Origin of the sequence: Agrobacterium sp. El2ro-1b (assembly GCF_048298475.1) — a bacterium.
In the GTDB taxonomy this organism is placed as follows: Bacteria; Pseudomonadota; Alphaproteobacteria; order Rhizobiales; family Rhizobiaceae; genus Agrobacterium; species Agrobacterium fabrum.
Map to the genome: position 1 here is coordinate 1,139,885 of NZ_CP103458.1, position 17,429 is coordinate 1,157,313.

Annotated in this window: 16 protein-coding genes; 7 read left to right on the plus strand and 9 right to left on the minus strand. The window is 59.4% G+C overall.

Annotated features, from left to right (window positions below; genetic code table 11):
- Positions 1–81 precede the first annotated feature (81 nt).
- On the minus strand, positions 82–2,874 hold the full coding sequence (gyrA, locus tag NYR50_RS05675) for a DNA gyrase subunit A (protein ID WP_418137044.1): 2,793 nt from the start codon (positions 2,872–2,874) through the stop codon (positions 82–84).
- 217 nt (positions 2,875–3,091) lie between these two features.
- On the opposite strand from gyrA, the gene NYR50_RS05680 reads away from it, so the two are divergent.
- Together NYR50_RS05680 and NYR50_RS05685 are read left to right on the plus strand one after the other, a co-directional pair.
- A complete protein-coding gene (locus NYR50_RS05680; RefSeq protein WP_006316239.1) occupies positions 3,092–3,721 on the plus strand; it encodes a MarC family protein in 630 nt (209 codons plus the stop codon).
- Between the two features lie 132 nt (positions 3,722–3,853).
- Complete coding sequence (locus tag NYR50_RS05685; protein ID WP_418137045.1) at positions 3,854–5,002, plus strand: HPP family protein; 1,149 nt, start codon at positions 3,854–3,856, stop codon at positions 5,000–5,002.
- Positions 5,003–5,045: 43 nt separating this feature from the next.
- Here NYR50_RS05685 and NYR50_RS05690 read toward each other — a convergent pair whose 3' ends face one another.
- From NYR50_RS05690 to NYR50_RS05700, 3 genes are all read right to left on the minus strand, one after another.
- Entirely contained in the window at positions 5,046–5,321 is a 276-nt protein-coding gene (locus NYR50_RS05690) for a type II toxin-antitoxin system RelE/ParE family toxin (RefSeq protein WP_180217544.1), read from the minus strand.
- 7 nt (positions 5,322–5,328) lie between these two features.
- The gene (locus NYR50_RS05695) at positions 5,329–5,595 is read right to left on the minus strand and encodes a type II toxin-antitoxin system ParD family antitoxin (protein WP_080808855.1); all 267 of its coding nucleotides are present in this window, start codon (positions 5,593–5,595) and stop codon (positions 5,329–5,331) included.
- Positions 5,596–5,685: 90 nt separating this feature from the next.
- Entirely contained in the window at positions 5,686–6,255 is a 570-nt protein-coding gene (locus NYR50_RS05700) for a single-stranded DNA-binding protein (RefSeq protein WP_162991783.1), read from the minus strand.
- A gap of 264 nt (positions 6,256–6,519) precedes the next feature.
- On the opposite strand from NYR50_RS05700, the gene uvrA reads away from it, so the two are divergent.
- Both uvrA and NYR50_RS05710 read left to right on the plus strand, forming a co-directional pair.
- Complete coding sequence (gene uvrA / locus NYR50_RS05705) at positions 6,520–9,441, plus strand: excinuclease ABC subunit UvrA (protein ID WP_010971680.1); 2,922 nt, start codon at positions 6,520–6,522, stop codon at positions 9,439–9,441.
- 53 nt (positions 9,442–9,494) lie between these two features.
- Positions 9,495–10,295, plus strand: a complete 801-nt coding sequence (locus NYR50_RS05710; protein ID WP_418137046.1) for a DUF72 domain-containing protein — start codon at positions 9,495–9,497, stop codon at positions 10,293–10,295.
- 6 nt (positions 10,296–10,301) lie between these two features.
- Here the strand turns inward: NYR50_RS05710 and dusA are convergent, their stop codons facing one another.
- Complete coding sequence (dusA, locus tag NYR50_RS05715; protein WP_418137047.1) at positions 10,302–11,312, minus strand: tRNA dihydrouridine(20/20a) synthase DusA; 1,011 nt, start codon at positions 11,310–11,312, stop codon at positions 10,302–10,304.
- Positions 11,313–11,450: 138 nt separating this feature from the next.
- On the opposite strand from dusA, the gene NYR50_RS05720 reads away from it, so the two are divergent.
- Positions 11,451–12,140, plus strand: a complete 690-nt coding sequence (locus tag NYR50_RS05720; protein ID WP_174008427.1) for a fumarylacetoacetate hydrolase family protein — start codon at positions 11,451–11,453, stop codon at positions 12,138–12,140.
- Between the two features lie 31 nt (positions 12,141–12,171).
- Positions 12,172–12,702 (plus strand): gamma carbonic anhydrase family protein, encoded by a 531-nt coding sequence (locus NYR50_RS05725; protein WP_418137048.1) that lies wholly within the window; start codon positions 12,172–12,174, stop codon positions 12,700–12,702.
- A gap of 42 nt (positions 12,703–12,744) precedes the next feature.
- On the opposite strand, the gene zur is transcribed toward NYR50_RS05725, so the two are convergent.
- The 3 genes from zur to znuC are packed head-to-tail and all read right to left on the minus strand — an operon-like array spanning position 12,745 to position 14,901.
- Entirely contained in the window at positions 12,745–13,158 is a 414-nt protein-coding gene (gene zur / locus NYR50_RS05730; protein WP_080808835.1) for a zinc uptake transcriptional repressor Zur, read from the minus strand.
- Complete coding sequence (gene znuB / locus NYR50_RS05735; RefSeq protein ID WP_418137049.1) at positions 13,155–13,973, minus strand: zinc ABC transporter permease subunit ZnuB; 819 nt, start codon at positions 13,971–13,973, stop codon at positions 13,155–13,157. The genes zur and znuB overlap by 4 nt, the downstream gene beginning before the upstream one ends.
- Positions 13,966–14,901 carry a zinc ABC transporter ATP-binding protein ZnuC gene (gene znuC / locus NYR50_RS05740; protein ID WP_006316254.1) on the minus strand — a complete coding sequence of 312 codons (936 nt, stop codon included), beginning with the start codon at positions 14,899–14,901 and terminating at the stop codon, positions 13,966–13,968. Before znuC ends, znuB begins: the two co-directional genes overlap by 8 nt.
- 104 nt (positions 14,902–15,005) lie before the next feature.
- On the opposite strand from znuC, the gene znuA reads away from it, so the two are divergent.
- Complete coding sequence (gene znuA / locus NYR50_RS05745) at positions 15,006–15,995, plus strand: zinc ABC transporter substrate-binding protein ZnuA (protein WP_006316255.1); 990 nt, start codon at positions 15,006–15,008, stop codon at positions 15,993–15,995.
- A gap of 21 nt (positions 15,996–16,016) precedes the next feature.
- Here znuA and NYR50_RS05750 read toward each other — a convergent pair whose 3' ends face one another.
- Entirely contained in the window at positions 16,017–17,069 is a 1,053-nt protein-coding gene (locus NYR50_RS05750) for a LacI family transcriptional regulator (RefSeq protein WP_418137050.1), read from the minus strand.
- Positions 17,070–17,429 lie beyond the last annotated feature (360 nt).

Here is a 17,429-nt window from a genome sequence, read left to right on the forward strand (position 1 = left end):
AGCAAGACCCAAAGAAAAACCCCGCGGCGCCTGAGCACTGCGGGGTTTTCTTTTGCTTGACGAAGGCAGAAACGAGGCGGCTTACGCCTCGCTCTCCGGTGCTTCAGGCGCATCCGGCAGATTATCATCCGCCTCTTCGCCATGACCGTTCTCCACCTCATCGTCGCCCTCAGGCTCGTTGATGCGCTCCACGGAAACCACTTTCTCGTCCTTGGCGGTAGAGAATATCGTGACGCCCTTGGTGGCACGGCTGGCGATGCGGATGCCGTTGACCGGCACACGAATGAGCTGACCACCATCGGAAACCAGCATGATCTGGTCGCCCTCTTCCACCGGGAAGGCAGCGACGAGTTCGCCGATTTCATTGGTCTTGGCGGTATCGGTGGCACGGATGCCCTTGCCGCCACGGCCCGAGGTCCGGAAATCGTAAGAAGACGAACGTTTGCCGAAGCCCTTCACGGAAACCGTCAGCACGAATTCTTCGCGGGCCTTCAGCTCCTGATAACGCTCTTCGCTGAGTTCACCCTCTTCCGTCACCTCCTCACCGACGAGTGCGATATCGTCCTCATCGACGCCTGCGGCGCGCCGCTCGGTGGCCGAGCGCTTGAGGTAGGCGGCACGTTCCCACGGTTCGGCTTCCACATGGCCAACGATGGTCATGGAGATGATGCGGTCGCCATCGGCCATGTTGATGCCACGCACGCCGACGGAGTTGCGGCCGGCGAAGACGCGCACATCGTCCACGGGGAAGCGGATGCACTGGCCGAGCGCGGTCGTCAGCAACACGTCGTCACGATCGGTACAGGTTTCGACGGAGAGGATTTCATCGCCCTCCTCGTCCAGCTTCATGGCGATCTTGCCATTGCGGTTGACCTGTACGAAATCGCCAAGCTTGTTGCGGCGAACGGTACCACGCGTGGTCGAGAACATCACGTCAAGCGTTTCCCAGGTCGTTTCGTCCTCGGGCAACGGCATGATGGTGGTGATGCGCTCGCCGGGCTCCAGCGGCAGCATGTTGATGAGGGCCTTGCCCTTGGACTGCGGCGTGCCGATCGGCAGGCGCCAGACCTTTTCCTTGTAGACGATGCCACGCGAGGAGAAGAACAGCACCGGCGTATGGGTATTGGCAACAAAAAGACGGTTGACGAAATCCTCGTCGCGAGTAGCCATGCCGGAACGGCCCTTGCCGCCGCGGCGCTGCGCCCGGTAGGTGGTCAGCGGTACGCGCTTGATGTAACCGAGATGCGAAACGGTGACGACCATGTCCTCGCGGGCGATGAGGTCTTCATCGTCCATGTCAGGACCGCCCTCGACGATCTGCGACCGGCGCGGCGTGCCGAACTCGTCGCGGATCGAAACAAGTTCGTCCTTGACGATCTGCTGGATACGCACGCGAGACGACAGAATGTCCAGATACTCGCTGATTTCAGCGCCGATCTTGTTCAGCTCGTCGCCGATTTCATCGCGGCCAAGCGCGGTGAGGCGGGCAAGGCGCAATTCGAGAATGGCGCGCGCCTGCTCTTCGGAAAGATTGTAGGTGCCGTCTTCGTTGATGCGGTGGCGCGGATCGTCAATGAGACGGATCAGGCTTTCCACATCCTGCGCCGGCCAGCGGCGTGTCATCAGCTCTTCGCGGGCCGAAGCCGGATCGGGAGCGTGACGGATGACGCGGATGACTTCGTCGATATTGGCGACCGAAATCGCCAGACCGACCAACACATGCGCGCGGTCGCGTGCCTTGCGCAGCAGATATTTGGTGCGGCGGCTGACAACGTCTTCACGGAAGGCAACGAAGGCCCGCAGCATGTCGAGCAGCGTCATCTGTTCCGGCTTGCCGCCGTTCAGCGCCACCATGTTGCAGCCGAAGGACGTCTGCAGCGGTGTATAACGGTAAAGCTGATTCAGGATGACGTCGGCATTGGCATCGCGCTTCAGTTCGATGACGACGCGATAACCCTGGCGGTCGGACTCGTCGCGCAGGTCGGAAATGCCCTCGATGCGCTTTTCCTTGACCAACTCGGCCATCTTTTCGATCATCGAGGCCTTGTTCACCTGATAGGGAACTTCGGTGATGATGATCTGTTCGCGGTCGCCGCGCATCGGCTCGATGGTGGCGACACCGCGCATGATGACCGATCCACGCCCGGTCTCATAAGCCGAGCGGATGCCTGAACGGCCCATGATCAGCGCGCCGGTCGGGAAATCCGGTCCGGGAATGATCTGCATCATCTCGGGCAGTTCGATCGCCGGATTTTCAATCAGCGCGACGCAGCCGTCGATAACCTCGGACAGATTGTGCGGCGGAATATTGGTGGCCATGCCCACCGCGATGCCGCCTGCCCCGTTTACCAGAAGGTTCGGGAACTTTGCGGGAACGACGACCGGCTCCTGCAACGTGCCGTCATAGTTGTCGCGGAAATCGACCGTTTCCTTGTCGAGATCGTCGAGCAGAGAATGCGCGGCCTTTTCGAGACGGCATTCGGTGTAACGTTCGGCCGCCGGCGGGTCGCCATCGATGGAGCCGAAATTGCCCTGTCCGTCAATCAGCGGCAGACGCAGCGACCAATCCTGCGCCATACGCGCCAGCGCGTCATAGATGGCCGAATTGCCGTGCGGATGGAATTTACCCATCACGTCACCGGTGACGCGGGCGCATTTGACGTATTTCTTGTTCCAGTCGATGCCGAGTTCGGACATGCCGTAGAGGATACGGCGATGAACCGGCTTCAGGCCGTCTCGCACATCGGGAAGCGCGCGGGACACGATAACGCTCATGGCGTAATCGAGATACGACCGCTGCATTTCCTCCATGATGGAAATCGGTTCAATGCCTGGCGGAAGTTTTCCGCCGCCGGGGGGGCTCTGGTCAGTCAAAACGGATCACATTCTCTGTTAAGAATCGGATGGATTTTTATAGCGGAAACAGCAACGTTAAGCCAATTTCCCGGCGAGTTTTGAACAGGCTTTTGCGTCATTTGCAAGACGAGCGCCGCTTTTCACGATTTAGCCCGGCAAAAGCACCGCTGCTCCCTTTCAATGTTCCGGCGAGTTGCGTAGGCTTCGCCGTAAAAACAGATAAGACGGGGAAAGAATGGCCAGCAGCGAAACGCTCATCAACGCGCTTACCACACTTCTGGTCACGCTCGATCCGCCCGGTCTCGCCCCCGTTTTCCTGGCACTCACCGTCGGCATGACGCGCGATCAGCGCAGCCAGGTAGCGTTGCGCGGCTCCATCATCGCCTTTGGTATTCTCGCGGTCTTCGCGCTCTTCGGTCTTGCCATTCTCAACCTGCTCGGCATTTCGCTCGGTGCCTTCCGCATCGCCGGTGGCCTTCTGCTGTTCTGGATTTCCTTCGAGATGATTTTCGAGAAACGCCAGGAGCGCAAGGAAAAGACCTCGGAAATCGCCATCACCAAGGATCATCTGCACAATCTGGCGGTCTTTCCGCTGGCCCTGCCGCTGATCGCCGGGCCGGGCGCCATTTCCGCCACCGTGCTGCTTGCCGGTTCGATGAAAACCACCGTCGAGATGGTGGTGTTGATCCTCATCCTCGCTTTCGCCATGGCCCTCGTTTATGCCGCGCTGATCGTCTCGGAACGTATGGACCGTTTCCTCGGCAATACTGGCCGCGCCATCCTCACCCGGCTGCTGGGCGTGCTGTTGGCAGCACTCTCGGTACAATTCGTGGTCGACGGCATAAAATCGGCCTTCGATTTCTGATCTCCGGTATGATCGCATGTCTGCGCAACAAAATCCCGCATCCGGCGATAACCCAGGAAAATCCATCCTTTAAATCCGGCCGCCGTTTCGGCTAAAAGACGCGCATCTTTTCCGGATTCGAAAGTTGTCATCATGCGCTCCACGCTGCGCCGCCTCATCCCGGATGCCGCCCCTGTCAGCAACAGGGAAAGACTGCGCTCCGCAACCGGTGCCTTTGTCGGCATTCTGCTGACGGGTCTTCTCGGCAGTTTGGCTCTGCGTTTCGATCCCACCCTGCCCGCCATGATCGCGCCGATGGGCGCGTCGGCCGTGCTTTTATTCGCCGTACCGTCCAGCCCGCTGGCGCAGCCCTGGTCGATCCTGTGCGGCAATCTGGTATCGGCTTTCGTGGGGGTAACCGCAGCGCTGCTGGTGCCGGATCCATTCCTCGCGAGCGCGCTCGCCATCAGCTTTGCGATCGCCGCGATGATGGCGCTGCGCTGCCTGCATCCGCCAAGCGGTGCCGTCGCGCTGACGGCCGTTCTCGGCGGCCCCGCCGTGCACAGCCTTGGTTATGGCTTTCTGCTCTGGCCGGTCGCCGGAAACTCGCTGATCCTTTTGGCCCTGGCACTCCTCTATAACAATGCCACCGGCCGCGCCTATCCCCACGGGCTGAAGCTTGGAAAGGCCGTCCACGGCACTACCGATCCCAACCCCATCCAGAAGATCGGTTTTTCTTCGACCGATCTCGATGAGGTGCTGAAGGAATATGACGAGGTTCTCGATATCGACCGGGACGAACTCGAGACCATCCTGCGCAAGACCGAACTGCGTTCTTACCGACGCCGCGCGCTGCATCTCGACTGCGCCAGTGTCATGTCGCGGGATGTGGTCGGTGTCGCCCCCGATGACAGCCTGCGCCACGCCCATGCGCTGCTGCACAGCCGCCATTTCAAGGCGCTGCCCGTCACCGACGATAAGGCCGAGATCGTCGGTATCGTCACCCAGACGGATTTCCTGGAAAAGGCAAGCTGGAGAAACGGCCGCCCCTCCATCGGCTTCCTGCAGCGGCTGCGCCTCATTCTGTCAGGCGCAAGCGCCCCCAACGATACCGTCAAGGACATCATGACCTCGCCGGTGAAAACCGTGCGACCGGAAACCTCGATCGAGGAAGCCATTATCCGTTTTGCTGAGGAAGGTCTGCATTACCTGCCGGTCATCGACGCCAAGGGAAAAATGGTGGGAATCGTGTCGCAATCCGATGTCATGGTTGCGATGCTGGCGGACAAGGTGGCGGCCTGAGCCTTTCCTTGGAGCCAAGAAACCAACCTGCCGTCGGAAGCCGTCAAAGCTTTAAGCGGCGGATGCTCCGACCATGGACAATGGTGAGAATGAGCACGCCGGAACCGTCAGTTTCATAAAAAATGACATGGCTTCCATGTTCGTGTCTGCGTATGCCTTCTCCAACAATCGTGGCTGAACGTCCCATACGTGGATTATTGCCAAGCAATTGGAAACAGCTTTCCATGCCGTCTTTGTACAGACGTGCCTGATTCAATCCGAACTGTTCAATACCATAGAGGAAGATGTCGAGAATTTCGTTTTCGGCTTGCGTGCTCAACCGATAATTATTCACGCAAGACGCCATGCGATGTCGCTACACGTTCAGCTTCCGCGAATAAATCATCCATGCTGCGGGACCCGACACCACTGGCGCGGGACTCCGCAACGATTTGGCGAAGCTCGTCAATGCTGAAATCCTGCCCTCGCCGGGCCCAGTCACGTCGTACGAGATCCCGCACGTAGTCACTGGCGCTGGCGTATTCACCCTTCTGGATACGGCTTTCGATCCAGTCTTTCATCGGGTCTGGCAAGGAAAAGGTCATGTTCGCCATGTCTCAAATCTCCTGTCAGCCCGATGATGATATCAATACATCAAAAAAACCACAAAATTCTGACTTGCGGCAGTGTCGACAGTATCAGCCTCAGAACGGAATATCGTCATCCATATCGTTTGAGAAGCCACCGGAAGGCTGGCCGCCGCCACGGGAAGAGCCGCCGCGCGGTGAGGACTGCTGGTCGTAACCGCCGCCGCTACCATAATCATTGCCACCGCCGAAATCGCCGCCACCGCTGCGACCACCACCGCCGCCGCCTTCACCGCGACCATCGAGCATCGTCAGCGTGGAGTTGAAGCCCTGCAGCACGATTTCGGTGGAGTAGCGGTCGTTGCCGGTCTGGTCCTGCCATTTGCGCGTCTGCAGCTGGCCTTCAATATAGAGCTTGGCGCCCTTCTTGACATATTGTTCAACGACCTTGCACAGGCCTTCGTTAAAAACCACGACCGTGTGCCATTCGGTCTTCTCCTTGCGCTCGCCGCTGTTGCGGTCACGCCAGGTTTCCGAGGTGGCGATACGCAGGTTGGCGATGGGGCGGCCATCCTGCGTCCGGCGGATTTCGGGATCGGCGCCGACATTCCCGATCAGAATTACCTTGTTTACGCTACCAGCCATCTCGTCATCCTGTCCGCCAGCCTTCATGACCGGCAATTGCATTTCAAAAAATCCCGCACACAATAACCACCGTCGCCCGCAAAGGGCACCGCAGGCAGGGAACTATCCACAAAGAATAATCTTAAGCTGCGGGAGCAGATATTCGCGCTTGCAATTCGTTCCTTTTTTGTTCTATTAAATCGCAGATTTCGAGTCAAGCATTCCGAAAAGCTGCGATCGATTGGAAATAGACCTCGACACCTCCGGCTGCGTCACTACATAAGGACGCGCTGCCATCAAGCCTGTTATTTTTGTCCGAGCCTTGTCATGAGTGAACTGAAGACGATTTCCATCCGCGGCGCCCGCGAGCACAATCTCAAGGGCATCGATCTGGATCTACCGCGCAACAAGCTGATCGTCATGACCGGGCTTTCCGGCTCGGGCAAGTCGTCGCTTGCCTTCGACACGATCTATGCCGAAGGGCAGCGCCGTTATGTCGAGAGCCTTTCGGCCTATGCGCGCCAGTTCCTGGAAATGATGCAGAAGCCGGATGTCGACCAGATCGACGGTCTGTCGCCGGCAATCTCCATCGAGCAGAAGACCACCTCGCGCAATCCGCGCTCCACGGTTGGCACGGTCACCGAGATTTACGACTATATGCGCTTGCTGTTCGCGCGTGTCGGTGTGCCCTATTCACCTGCTACCGGCCTGCCGATCGAAAGCCAGACGGTCAGCCAGATGGTCGACCGCATCCTCGCTTTCGAGGAAGGTACGCGTCTTTACATCCTCGCGCCGATCGTGCGGGGCCGTAAAGGCGAGTACAAGAAGGAACTGGCCGAGCTGATGAAGAAGGGCTTCCAGCGCGTCAAGGTGGATGGCCAGTTCTACGAGATCGCCGACGTGCCTGCCCTCGACAAGAAATACAAACACGATATCGATGTGGTGGTCGACCGTGCCGTGGTGCGCCCGGATATGGCAGCGCGCCTCGCCGACAGTCTCGAAACCTGCCTCAAGCTCGCCGACGGGCTGGCAATCGCCGAATTCGCCGACAAGCCTCTGCCGCCGGAAGACACCGCCGCTGGCGGCTCAGCCAACAAGTCGCTCAACGAAACCCATGAGCGTGTGCTGTTTTCAGAAAAATTCGCCTGCCCCGTTTCCGGCTTCACCATCCCGGAAATCGAGCCACGTTTATTCTCCTTCAACAATCCCTTCGGCGCCTGCCCCAGCTGCGATGGCCTCGGTTCGCAGCAGAAGGTGGATGAAAACCTGATCGTTCCCGAGCCGGCCCGCACGCTGCGCGACGGCGCCATCGCCCCTTGGGCAAAGTCTTCCTCGCCCTATTACAACCAGACGCTGGAAGCGCTCGGCAAGGCCTTCGGTTTCAAGCTGTCGAGCAAATGGACGGATCTTTCGAAGGAGGCGCAGCACGCCATTCTTCAGGGCACGGATGACAAGATCGAATTCAACTATCAGGACGGCGCCCGCTCCTACAAGACGGTGAAGAACTTCGAAGGCATCGTGCCCAATCTGGAGCGCCGCTGGAAAGAGACCGACAGCGCCTGGGCGCGGGAGGAAATCGAGCGCTACATGTCGGCAGCGCCCTGCCCGGCCTGCGCCGGTTATCGCCTGAAGCCGGAAGCGCTCGCCGTCAAGATCAACAAGCTGCATATCGGCGAAGTCACCCAGATGTCGATACGCAAGGCACGCGACTGGTTCGAGGTGCTACCGGAAAATCTCAACGCCAAGCAGAACGAGATTGCGGTCCGCATTCTCAAGGAAATCCGCGAACGCCTGCGATTCCTCAACGATGTCGGACTGGACTATCTCAGCCTGTCGCGCAATTCCGGCACGCTGTCCGGTGGCGAAAGCCAGCGTATCCGTCTGGCCTCACAGATCGGCTCGGGTCTGACAGGCGTTCTGTACGTTCTGGATGAGCCTTCGATCGGCCTGCACCAGCGTGACAATGCCCGCTTGCTCGAGACGCTGAAACACCTGCGCGATATCGGCAATACCGTCATCGTTGTCGAACATGACGAGGACGCCATTCTGACGGCGGATTATGTGGTCGATATCGGCCCGGCCGCCGGCATTCACGGTGGTCAGGTGATCGCGGAAGGTACGCCGCAGGACGTGATGGCCAATCCGAAATCGCTGACCGGCAAATACCTCTCCGGCGAACTCGGCGTTGCCGTACCGGCCGAACGCCGCAAGCCGAAAAAGGGGCGCGAGATCAAGGTTTTTGGCGCCCGCGGCAACAATCTCCAGAATGTCACGGCGGCCGTGCCGCTCGGCGTTTTCACCGCGGTAACAGGCGTATCAGGTGGCGGCAAGTCCACCTTCCTGATCGAGACGCTCTACAAATCAGCGGCGCGCCGGGTGATGGGCGCACGCGAAATCCCGGCCGAGCACGACCGCATCGACGGTTTCGAATTCATCGACAAGGTGATCGATATCGACCAGTCGCCGATCGGCCGCACGCCGCGCTCCAATCCCGCCACCTATACCGGCGCCTTCACGCCGATCCGTGACTGGTTCGCCGGCCTGCCGGAAGCCAAGGCGCGCGGTTACGCGCCTGGCCGTTTCTCCTTCAACGTCAAGGGCGGCCGCTGCGAGGCCTGCCAGGGCGACGGCGTCATCAAGATCGAGATGCACTTCCTGCCCGACGTTTACGTCACCTGCGACGTCTGCCACGGCAAGCGCTATAATCGCGAGACGCTGGATGTCACCTTCAAGGGCAAATCCATCGCCGACGTGCTGGACATGACGGTGGAGGAGGGCGTTGAGTTCTTCGCCGCCGTGCCGGCGGTGCGCGACAAGCTGCAATCGCTGTTCGATGTGGGCCTCGGTTACATCAAGGTCGGCCAGCAGGCGAATACGCTCTCCGGCGGCGAGGCGCAGCGCGTCAAGCTCGCCAAAGAACTGTCGAAGCGCTCGACGGGCCGTACGCTCTATATCCTCGACGAACCGACGACGGGCCTGCATTTCCACGACGTCAACAAGCTCCTGGAAATGCTGCATGCGCTGGTGGAACAGGGCAATTCCGTCGTGGTGATCGAACACAACCTTGAAGTCATCAAGACCGCCGACTGGATCATCGATATCGGCCCCGAAGGCGGCACGGGCGGCGGCGAAGTGGTGGCAACCGGCACGCCGGAAGACATCGTCAAGGTCGAGCGCTCCTATACCGGCCACTTCCTGAAGGAACTTCTCGACCGCCGGCCGGCCGGGAAACGCGAGGCTGCGGAGTAATCCGCAGCTTTGGCAAAGGTTCAAAAGGCCGAAAGCCTGAGGAGGAACAGCATATGTCAACATCAGGAACGATCCGTACCGGTATCGGCGGATGGACTTTCGAGCCTTGGGAAGGCACGTTTTATCCGGAAAAACTGACGAAGAAACGTCAGCTCGAACATGCCAGCCGGCAATTGACGGCAATCGAGGTGAATGGCACCTATTATAGCAGTCAGAAGCCGGAAACCTTCGCCAAATGGGCTTCCGAAGTCCCGGAAGATTTCATCTTCTCGCTGAAGGCGAGCCGCTTCGTCACCAATCGCAGGGTTTTGGCCGAGGCCGGTGAATCCATGACGAAGTTTCTGACGCAGGGGCTGACGGAACTCGGGTCTCATCTTGGCCCGATCCTCTGGCAGTTCGCGCCCACGAAGAAATTCGATGCGGACGATTTCGGCGCCTTTCTGGCGCTGCTGCCGGAAAAACAGGACGGCATTTCCCTGCGGCATGTGGTCGAGGTGCGCAACGAGACATTCCAGGTACCGGAATTCATCGATCTCCTCGCCAAATACAAGGTCGCCGTCGTCTGCGCGGATCATCATGATTATCCGATGCTGCCGGATGTGACCGCCGATTTCGTCTATTGCCGCCTGCAGAAGGGCGAGGACGATATCAAGACCTGTTATCCGCAGACCGGGATCAGCGACTGGGCAAAGCGGGTCAAAACCTATGCGGCGGGCGGCGTGCCTGATGACCTGGCCCTGATCGCTCCCGAGCGGAAGGTCGAAAAGACCCCGCGCGACGTCTTTGCCTTCTTCATCACCGGCGGCAAGATCAATGCGCCCGTGGGTGCGCAGGAATTGCAAAAAGCGGTCTGAGGCGTCTCAGCCGGCCAGTTCTTTCATCGGGTTGAAATCGATGGCGGCGAAAGCTGCCTCGATTACCTCCGGCCCCGCTCCCGGCGGGGTGGCATCGCTGGAGAGGATTTGCCGGAAACGGCGCGCGCCCGGCATACCCTGAAACAGGCCGACCATGTGGCGGGTGACGTGATTGAGACGTCCACCTGCGGCAATATAATCAGCAGCGTAATCCATCATCGTGTCCCGCAAAGCCATCCAGTCATAGTGGCGGGTTTCCTCGCCATGGATGCGATGATCGACATCGGCAAGGATCGAAGTGTTGTGATAGGCGGCCCTGCCGAGCATCACGCCGTCCACGTATTTCAGGTGCTCGCTTGCCTGGTCGAGATCGGCGATGCCGCCATTGATGCCGATGAAGACGTCAGGATTGTCCCGCTTCATGCGGTAGACGAGATCATAATCAAGCGGCGGCACCTCGCGGTTTTCCTTCGGCGAAAGCCCCTGAAGCCAGGCTTTGCGCGCATGGACCCAGACCGCATCAGCACCGGCCGCCACGACCCGCGCCAGAAAATCCGGCAACACGGTTTCGGGCTCCTGGTCATCAACGCCGATGCGGCATTTGACCGTGACCGGCACAGCCGCAACCGCTTTCATAGCCGAAATACATTGCGCCACCACTTCAGGCTCGCGCATCAGGCAGGCGCCAAAGGTTCCGGATTGCACCCGGTCCGAAGGGCAGCCGACATTGAGATTGATCTCGTCATAACCGTAATCACCGGCAATCCGCACCGCCTCGGCAAGCTTGGCGGGGTCCGATCCGCCGAGCTGCAATGCAACGGGATGTTCCTGCGGGTGGTAACCGAGCAACTTGTCGCGCTGGCCATGGATGATGGCGTCGGCAACGATCATTTCGGTGAACAGCAAAGCGCGCTTCGACAGTTGCCGGTGCAGAAATCTGCACCTCGTATCGGTCCAATCGATCATCGGGGCCACGGCGAAGATTTTTTCGCCGCTGGCAAGCGCTTGTCTGTACATGGATAAACCTCTTTGCGCCGGCTTCTACAGCAACGGACTGTAAAAAGCCAGTTTCGCTCGCGACAGCATTTTGAACTGGAAATCGCCCCGGAATCGCGGGACAAGACTCGCAGCCTCAAGAGACGACAGGAAATCCCCATGGCCGCCACCGTCATCCCCGCTCCGAAACCCGTTCTGCTGCCCGTCGAGGGCACGGACGACCTTTTCCCCGTGCGGCGGGTCTATTGCGTCGGCCGCAATTATGCCGATCACGCCATCGAGATGGGCCACGATCCCTCGCGTGAACCGCCCTTTTATTTCCAGAAGAACCCGGACAATCTGCTGCCAGCAGGTAATGATTTTCCCTACCCGCCGCTGTCCTCCAACGTGCACTACGAAGTTGAGTGCGTGGTGGTCCTGAAGAGCGGCGGCGCGGATATTCCGGCGTCGGAAGCATTGAACCACGTCTGGGGTTACGCCGTCGGCATCGACATGACCCGCCGCGACCTGCAGGATGGGTTGAAGAAAATGGGCCGCTCATGGGAAGGCGCCAAGGCCTTCGAATATTCCGCACCGGTTTCGGCCATTGTTCCCGCCGATAAAATCGGCCATCCCGCGACCGGCGCGATCTGGCTCGATGTCAACGGCGAACGCAGGCAGACCGGCGATCTCGCCCAGATGATCTGGAAGGTGCCGGAAGTGATCGCCGAGCTTTCCAAGCTGTTCACCCTTGCCGCCGGCGATGTGATCATGACCGGCACGCCGGCCGGCGTCGGCCCGATCGTGCGTGGTGACAGGATCGAGTGTGGCGTCGATGGTGTCGGCACGCTCTCGGTCAAAATCGCCTGATCGGCAGGAAACGCAAAGGGAGGATACCGCCATGCCGCTTTACCGCCTGGCCGACCGGGTGCCACAGACCCCTACCCCGGATCGTTACTGGATTGCTCCCGATGCCAATGTCATCGGTTCGGTCACGCTTGGCGAGGATGTCGGCATCTGGTTCGGCGCGACGCTGCGCGGCGATAACGAGCCGATCAGCGTCGGGCGCGGTACCAATATTCAGGAAGGCGTGATGGTGCACAGCGATCCGGGTTTTGCCGCTGTTATCGGCGACATGTGCACCATCGGCCACCACGCCATTATCCACGGCTGCAGCATCGGCGACAATACGCTGATCGGTATGGGCGCAACGATTTTGAACGGCGCAAAGATCGGCCGTAACTGCCTCGTCGGCGCCAACGCGCTGGTGACGGAGGGCAAGGAGTTTCCGGATAATTCGCTGATTGTCGGCTCGCCGGCGCGGGCCATCCGCACGCTGGATGAGGACACCGTGGCGGGCATTCGCCGTTCGGCGGAAAAATACATCGAGAACTGGAAACGTTTTTCGACGGATCTGGCGATCATCGAATAATGATGGATGGCGGGCGCCGACGCCCGCCCCTCACAATTGGCGTTATGCCGCGCAGGCGGCGCAAAGGCCGCGGATTTCAATGGTGGTCTTTTCCGCCTTGAACTTGCTGTCCTTCACCCAGCGCTCCAGACGGTGGTCGATCTCATGGTCGTGAAACTCCGTCACCTGCCCGCAGGATTCGCAGATGGCAAAAGCCACGCTTCCATGGTGTTGCGAGCAGCATTCGGCCTGCGTATGGGTGCAGGCAACAAACGCATTGAGGCTTTCCAGCCGGTGCACGAGACCGAATTCCACCAGCTTTTCCAGTGCCCGGTAAACCTGCAACGGCGCGCGGAAGCCATCGTCGCGCAGCTTGTCGAGGATCATATAGGCGCTGAGCGGCTGATGCGCGTTTGAGAGGGCATTCATCACCAGCGACTGGTTCTTGGTCAGGTTCTGCTGGGTCTGCGCATTCATGGCTTGCCTCCTTCATCCGCGGAGCGGGAAAAACCCGGCGCCGGCAACAGGCTTATAACGAACAGGATCACCGCGGCAACCACGATGGACGGGCCGGACGGCGTATCATAGGTCAGCGAGCCGAACAGCCCGCCGACAACGGCAACCGCGCCGATCAGCGAGGCTATAACCGCCATCACCTCCGGCGTGCTGGAAAAACGCCGCGCGGTCGCGGCCGGTATGATGAGCAGCGAAGTGATGAGCATGATGCCAACCACTTTCATGGCGATGGCGATCGCCAGCGCCATCAGCAATGTGAAGATGAGCTTCGATCGCTCCGGGTTCAGCCCCTCGGCTTCCGCCAGTTCGGTATTGACGGTGGAAGCGAGCAGCGACCGCCACAGGAAGACCATGGAAACGATGACCACCACCCCGCCGCCCCAGATCAGCGCGATATCGCTGCGGGTGACGGCAAGAATATCGCCGAACAGGAATGAGACGAGATCGATACGCACCCAGCTCATGAAGGCGACAATGACAAGGCCGATCGCCAGCGCCGAATGAGACAGGATGCCAAGCAGTGCATCGGAGGAGAGCGCCTGCCGCCGCTGCAGGAAAATAAGCAGGATCGAGACGGCGGACGCCACCAGAAAAACGCTGACGATGAGATTGAGTTGCAATAGCAGCGAGAGCGCCACGCCGAGTAGCGCCGAATGGGCCATGGTATCACCGAAATAGGCCATGCGTCGCCAGACGACAAAACAGCCGAGAGGACCGGCGGTGAGCGCAACGCCGATGCCGGCGACCATGGCGCGTACGAAGAAATCGTCAAACATGGCGTTCTCCCTGCCGAAGGCCGTCGGGCGCATGGTCCCCATGCTCCCCATGATCATGGCCGCAACCGCATTCGCCATCCTCATCATGGTGGTGCCCATGGTCATGATGATGATCATGCGCGTGATGGTGCCCGTCCTCGGGATGGCAATGGTCCGTCACCGTTCCATCCGCATGCTGCACCCGGCCATCGGGCAGATGGGTGTGGTCGTGACGGTGGCTGTAAACGGCCAGTGCCTTGGCCGCCGTGCCGCCGAAAAGCCGCATATATTCCGGGCTCTGGCTCACCGCCTGCGGCGTGCCGCGGCAGCAGACATGGCCGTTCAGGCAGATCACAGTATCGGTTTCCGCCATCACCACATGCAGGTCATGTGAGATTAACAGAATGCCGCAATCGTTTGAATTCCTGATATTTTTAATCAGATCGTAGAGAGCGATCTCACCGGAAAAATCGACACCCTGAACGGGCTCGTCGAGAACCAGCAGATCGGGCTTGCGGGCAATGGCGCGGGCGAGAAGTGCGCGCTGGAACTCGCCGCCGGAAAGATGCTGCACCTCGGCATTGGCAAGATGTGCGATGCCTGTCGCATTCAGCGCCGCGTCGATTTCCCGCGCAGGCAGCGGCCCGGTTAGCGTCATCAGCCGGCGCACGGAAAGTGGCATCGTCCAATCCACCGAAAGCTTCTGCGGCACATAACCCACGCGCAGACCGGCCTTGCGCGAGACCTTGCCCTCGCTCGGTTTCGCAACACCGATCGCCATTTTCGCGCTGGTGGATTTGCCGGAGCCGTTCGGGCCAATCAGCGTGACGATCTCGCCCCTGCTGACGGAAAACTCCACGCCACGCACCAGCCAGCGGCCGTTGCGCTGCACGCCGGCATTGGCGAGGGAAACCAGTATTTCTTTGCCCTCAAGGGCGGAATGAAGCATGGGATTGTCCGTTCGGCGATGTTGCCTACCGCTATTGCATACGTTATAGAGTTACGCAATAAATGTAATAACATAACTATACTTGTTCAAGTGGAGTGCATTTCATGAAATCGATCCTGATCCCGCTCATGGCGTCGGCGGCACTAGCAGCCGTCGCTTCGGGCGCTACCGCCGCGCCCGATGTCGTGGTCTCGATCAAGCCTGTCCACTCCCTCGTTGCAGCCATCATGAAGGGTGTGGGCGAACCGCAGCTCATCGTCGACGGCGCGGCCTCGCCGCATACTTATAATCTCCGGCCCTCCAATGCACGCAAGCTCGAAAAGGCGGATGTGGTGTTTTGGGTCGGCCCCGGACTGGAAGCCTTTCTGCAAAAGCCGCTGGAAGCGCTGGCCAGCAAGGCGACCGTGGTGGAGCTAGAAGATGCCAAGGGTCTCGAAAAACTGCCCTTCCGCGAGGGCGGCCCCTTCGAGGCGCACGATGATGGTGAAGAAGGCCATGAGGCGCATGCGGGCCACACCGAAGACGAAGGTGCGCATGAACATGAAAACGACCATGCCGGTTCCGAGGAGCACGAGCACGGCACCTATGACACGCATCTCTGGCTCGACCCTGCCAACGCCAAGGCAATGGCCCAGGCGATCGAAACGGCGCTGATTGCGGCCGATGCCGGCAACGCCGCGACCTATCAGGCCAACACCAAGAAGCTGATCGATGATCTCGATGCGCTCGACGCCGAAGTCGCGGAGACGGTGAAACCGGTGAAGGACAAGCCCTTCATCGTTTTCCACGATGCCTATCAATATTTCGAGCATCGTTATGGCGTGAAAACCGCGGGATCGATCACCGTCAGCCCCGAAACCCTGCCGGGCGCGGATCGCGTCAAACAGATGCAGGAGAAGGTTCGCCAGCTGGGCGCAACCTGCGTTTTCGCCGAACCGCAATTCGAGCCGAAACTGGTCTCAGTCATCACCGAAGGCACGGCAGCGAAATCGGCAACGCTTGATCCGGAAGCGGCGACACTCACGCCCGGCCCCGATCTTTATTTCAAGCTGATGCGCGGCATTGCCGGTTCGCTCAAGAACTGCCTGTCCTGATCGGAAACAGCGCCGGATTTCCTATGGCTTGGGCGCCATCGACGACCAGACCGGCCCGCTGATGCTCTGCAGCGTTTCAGCAGCTTCACCATTGATGCGGGCCAGCAACGCCTTGGCAAGCTCCCTGCCCGCCAGCTTGATGTCCTCGTTGACGGTATGGATTTGCGGTTTGATCCAGTTCAGGAATTCGGCCGACTGTTTCGAGACGATGTCGACATCCTCGCCGATCTTCACACCGGCGGCTTCGAACCCTGCCACCAGCGCAATGGTACTGCTGCCGCTGATAGAAACGATGCCGTCGGGCCGATCGGAAGACTGCATCAGCCTCTGGCCGAAATCCCGGATTTTTTCGAGTGGCGTCTCGATGGTGATGGCATCGATTGGAAATTCGGTGAGTCCGAAATCCCTTATCCCTCGATTGAAACCCTTGCGGGCATGGTCGTGAAACGAAAAGCGCGACGGCGGCACGATGACGGCGATCCTCTTGCGCCCGCATTGCGCCAGCCGCTCGACCGCTTCATAGGCGTAGGCCTCATTGTCGAAATCGTGGAAGGCATGTTCGATGCCCATATCCGAGCGCCCATGGGTGACAAAGGGCATGTTGCGCTCGGTCATGAAACGGACGCGCGGATCATTGGGCTCGATCTTGGAAATGATCACCCCATCCGCCGAACCCGTCTCGAGAATGTAACGGATCGGCACCATGGAATCCTTGGCATGGATATGGGGCGTGACGACCAGATGATATTGCGTGGTGGAGAGAACCTCGGTGATGCCAAACACCATCTGGCTGGTGAAACCCATCAGCTCTTCGTCGACACTCAGCACCAGTGCGATAACATTGGTCTTGCCGGTACGAAGCCGCACGCCGGCGCGGTTCGGCTGGTAGCCGATCTGCCGGGCGATCAGCCGCACGCGCTCCTTGGTCTCGGCGCCGATGTCAGGCGCATCCTTCAGCGCGCGAGAGACCGTGGTGATGCCTAGGCCAGTCATATAAGCAATGGTCTTCAGTGTCGGGCGACCGCCCATCGCCGAAGGCATATCGCCTCCGCCGGATTTGCCAGTATCGTTCATGTTATTTCGCCACACTTTACCGAACGCTAATCATAGATAGCTTTTGCTCCGTTGCAAAGGCAAACGTCGCTGGCAAACGGCGGGTCCCTCCCGTTTATCCGTCAATCCCACTATAACGATATAGAGCGCGAAAATATTTCCGGACGCCGCCTTTTCCTCAGCGCTTCAAAACCGCGTATATCGACGGAAACTCCTCTTGATAATTTAGATTAAAAGACACCATTCAAATGCATAATGTAAATAGATAAAATAATGAAACATTTACTCTATAAAACTTCGCCATTCCACTCGAAAACCACCCCGAATTAATGAGGCGCCAAGAGGTCATTCAAGGGAATGACGGAACGATTGTTTTACGGT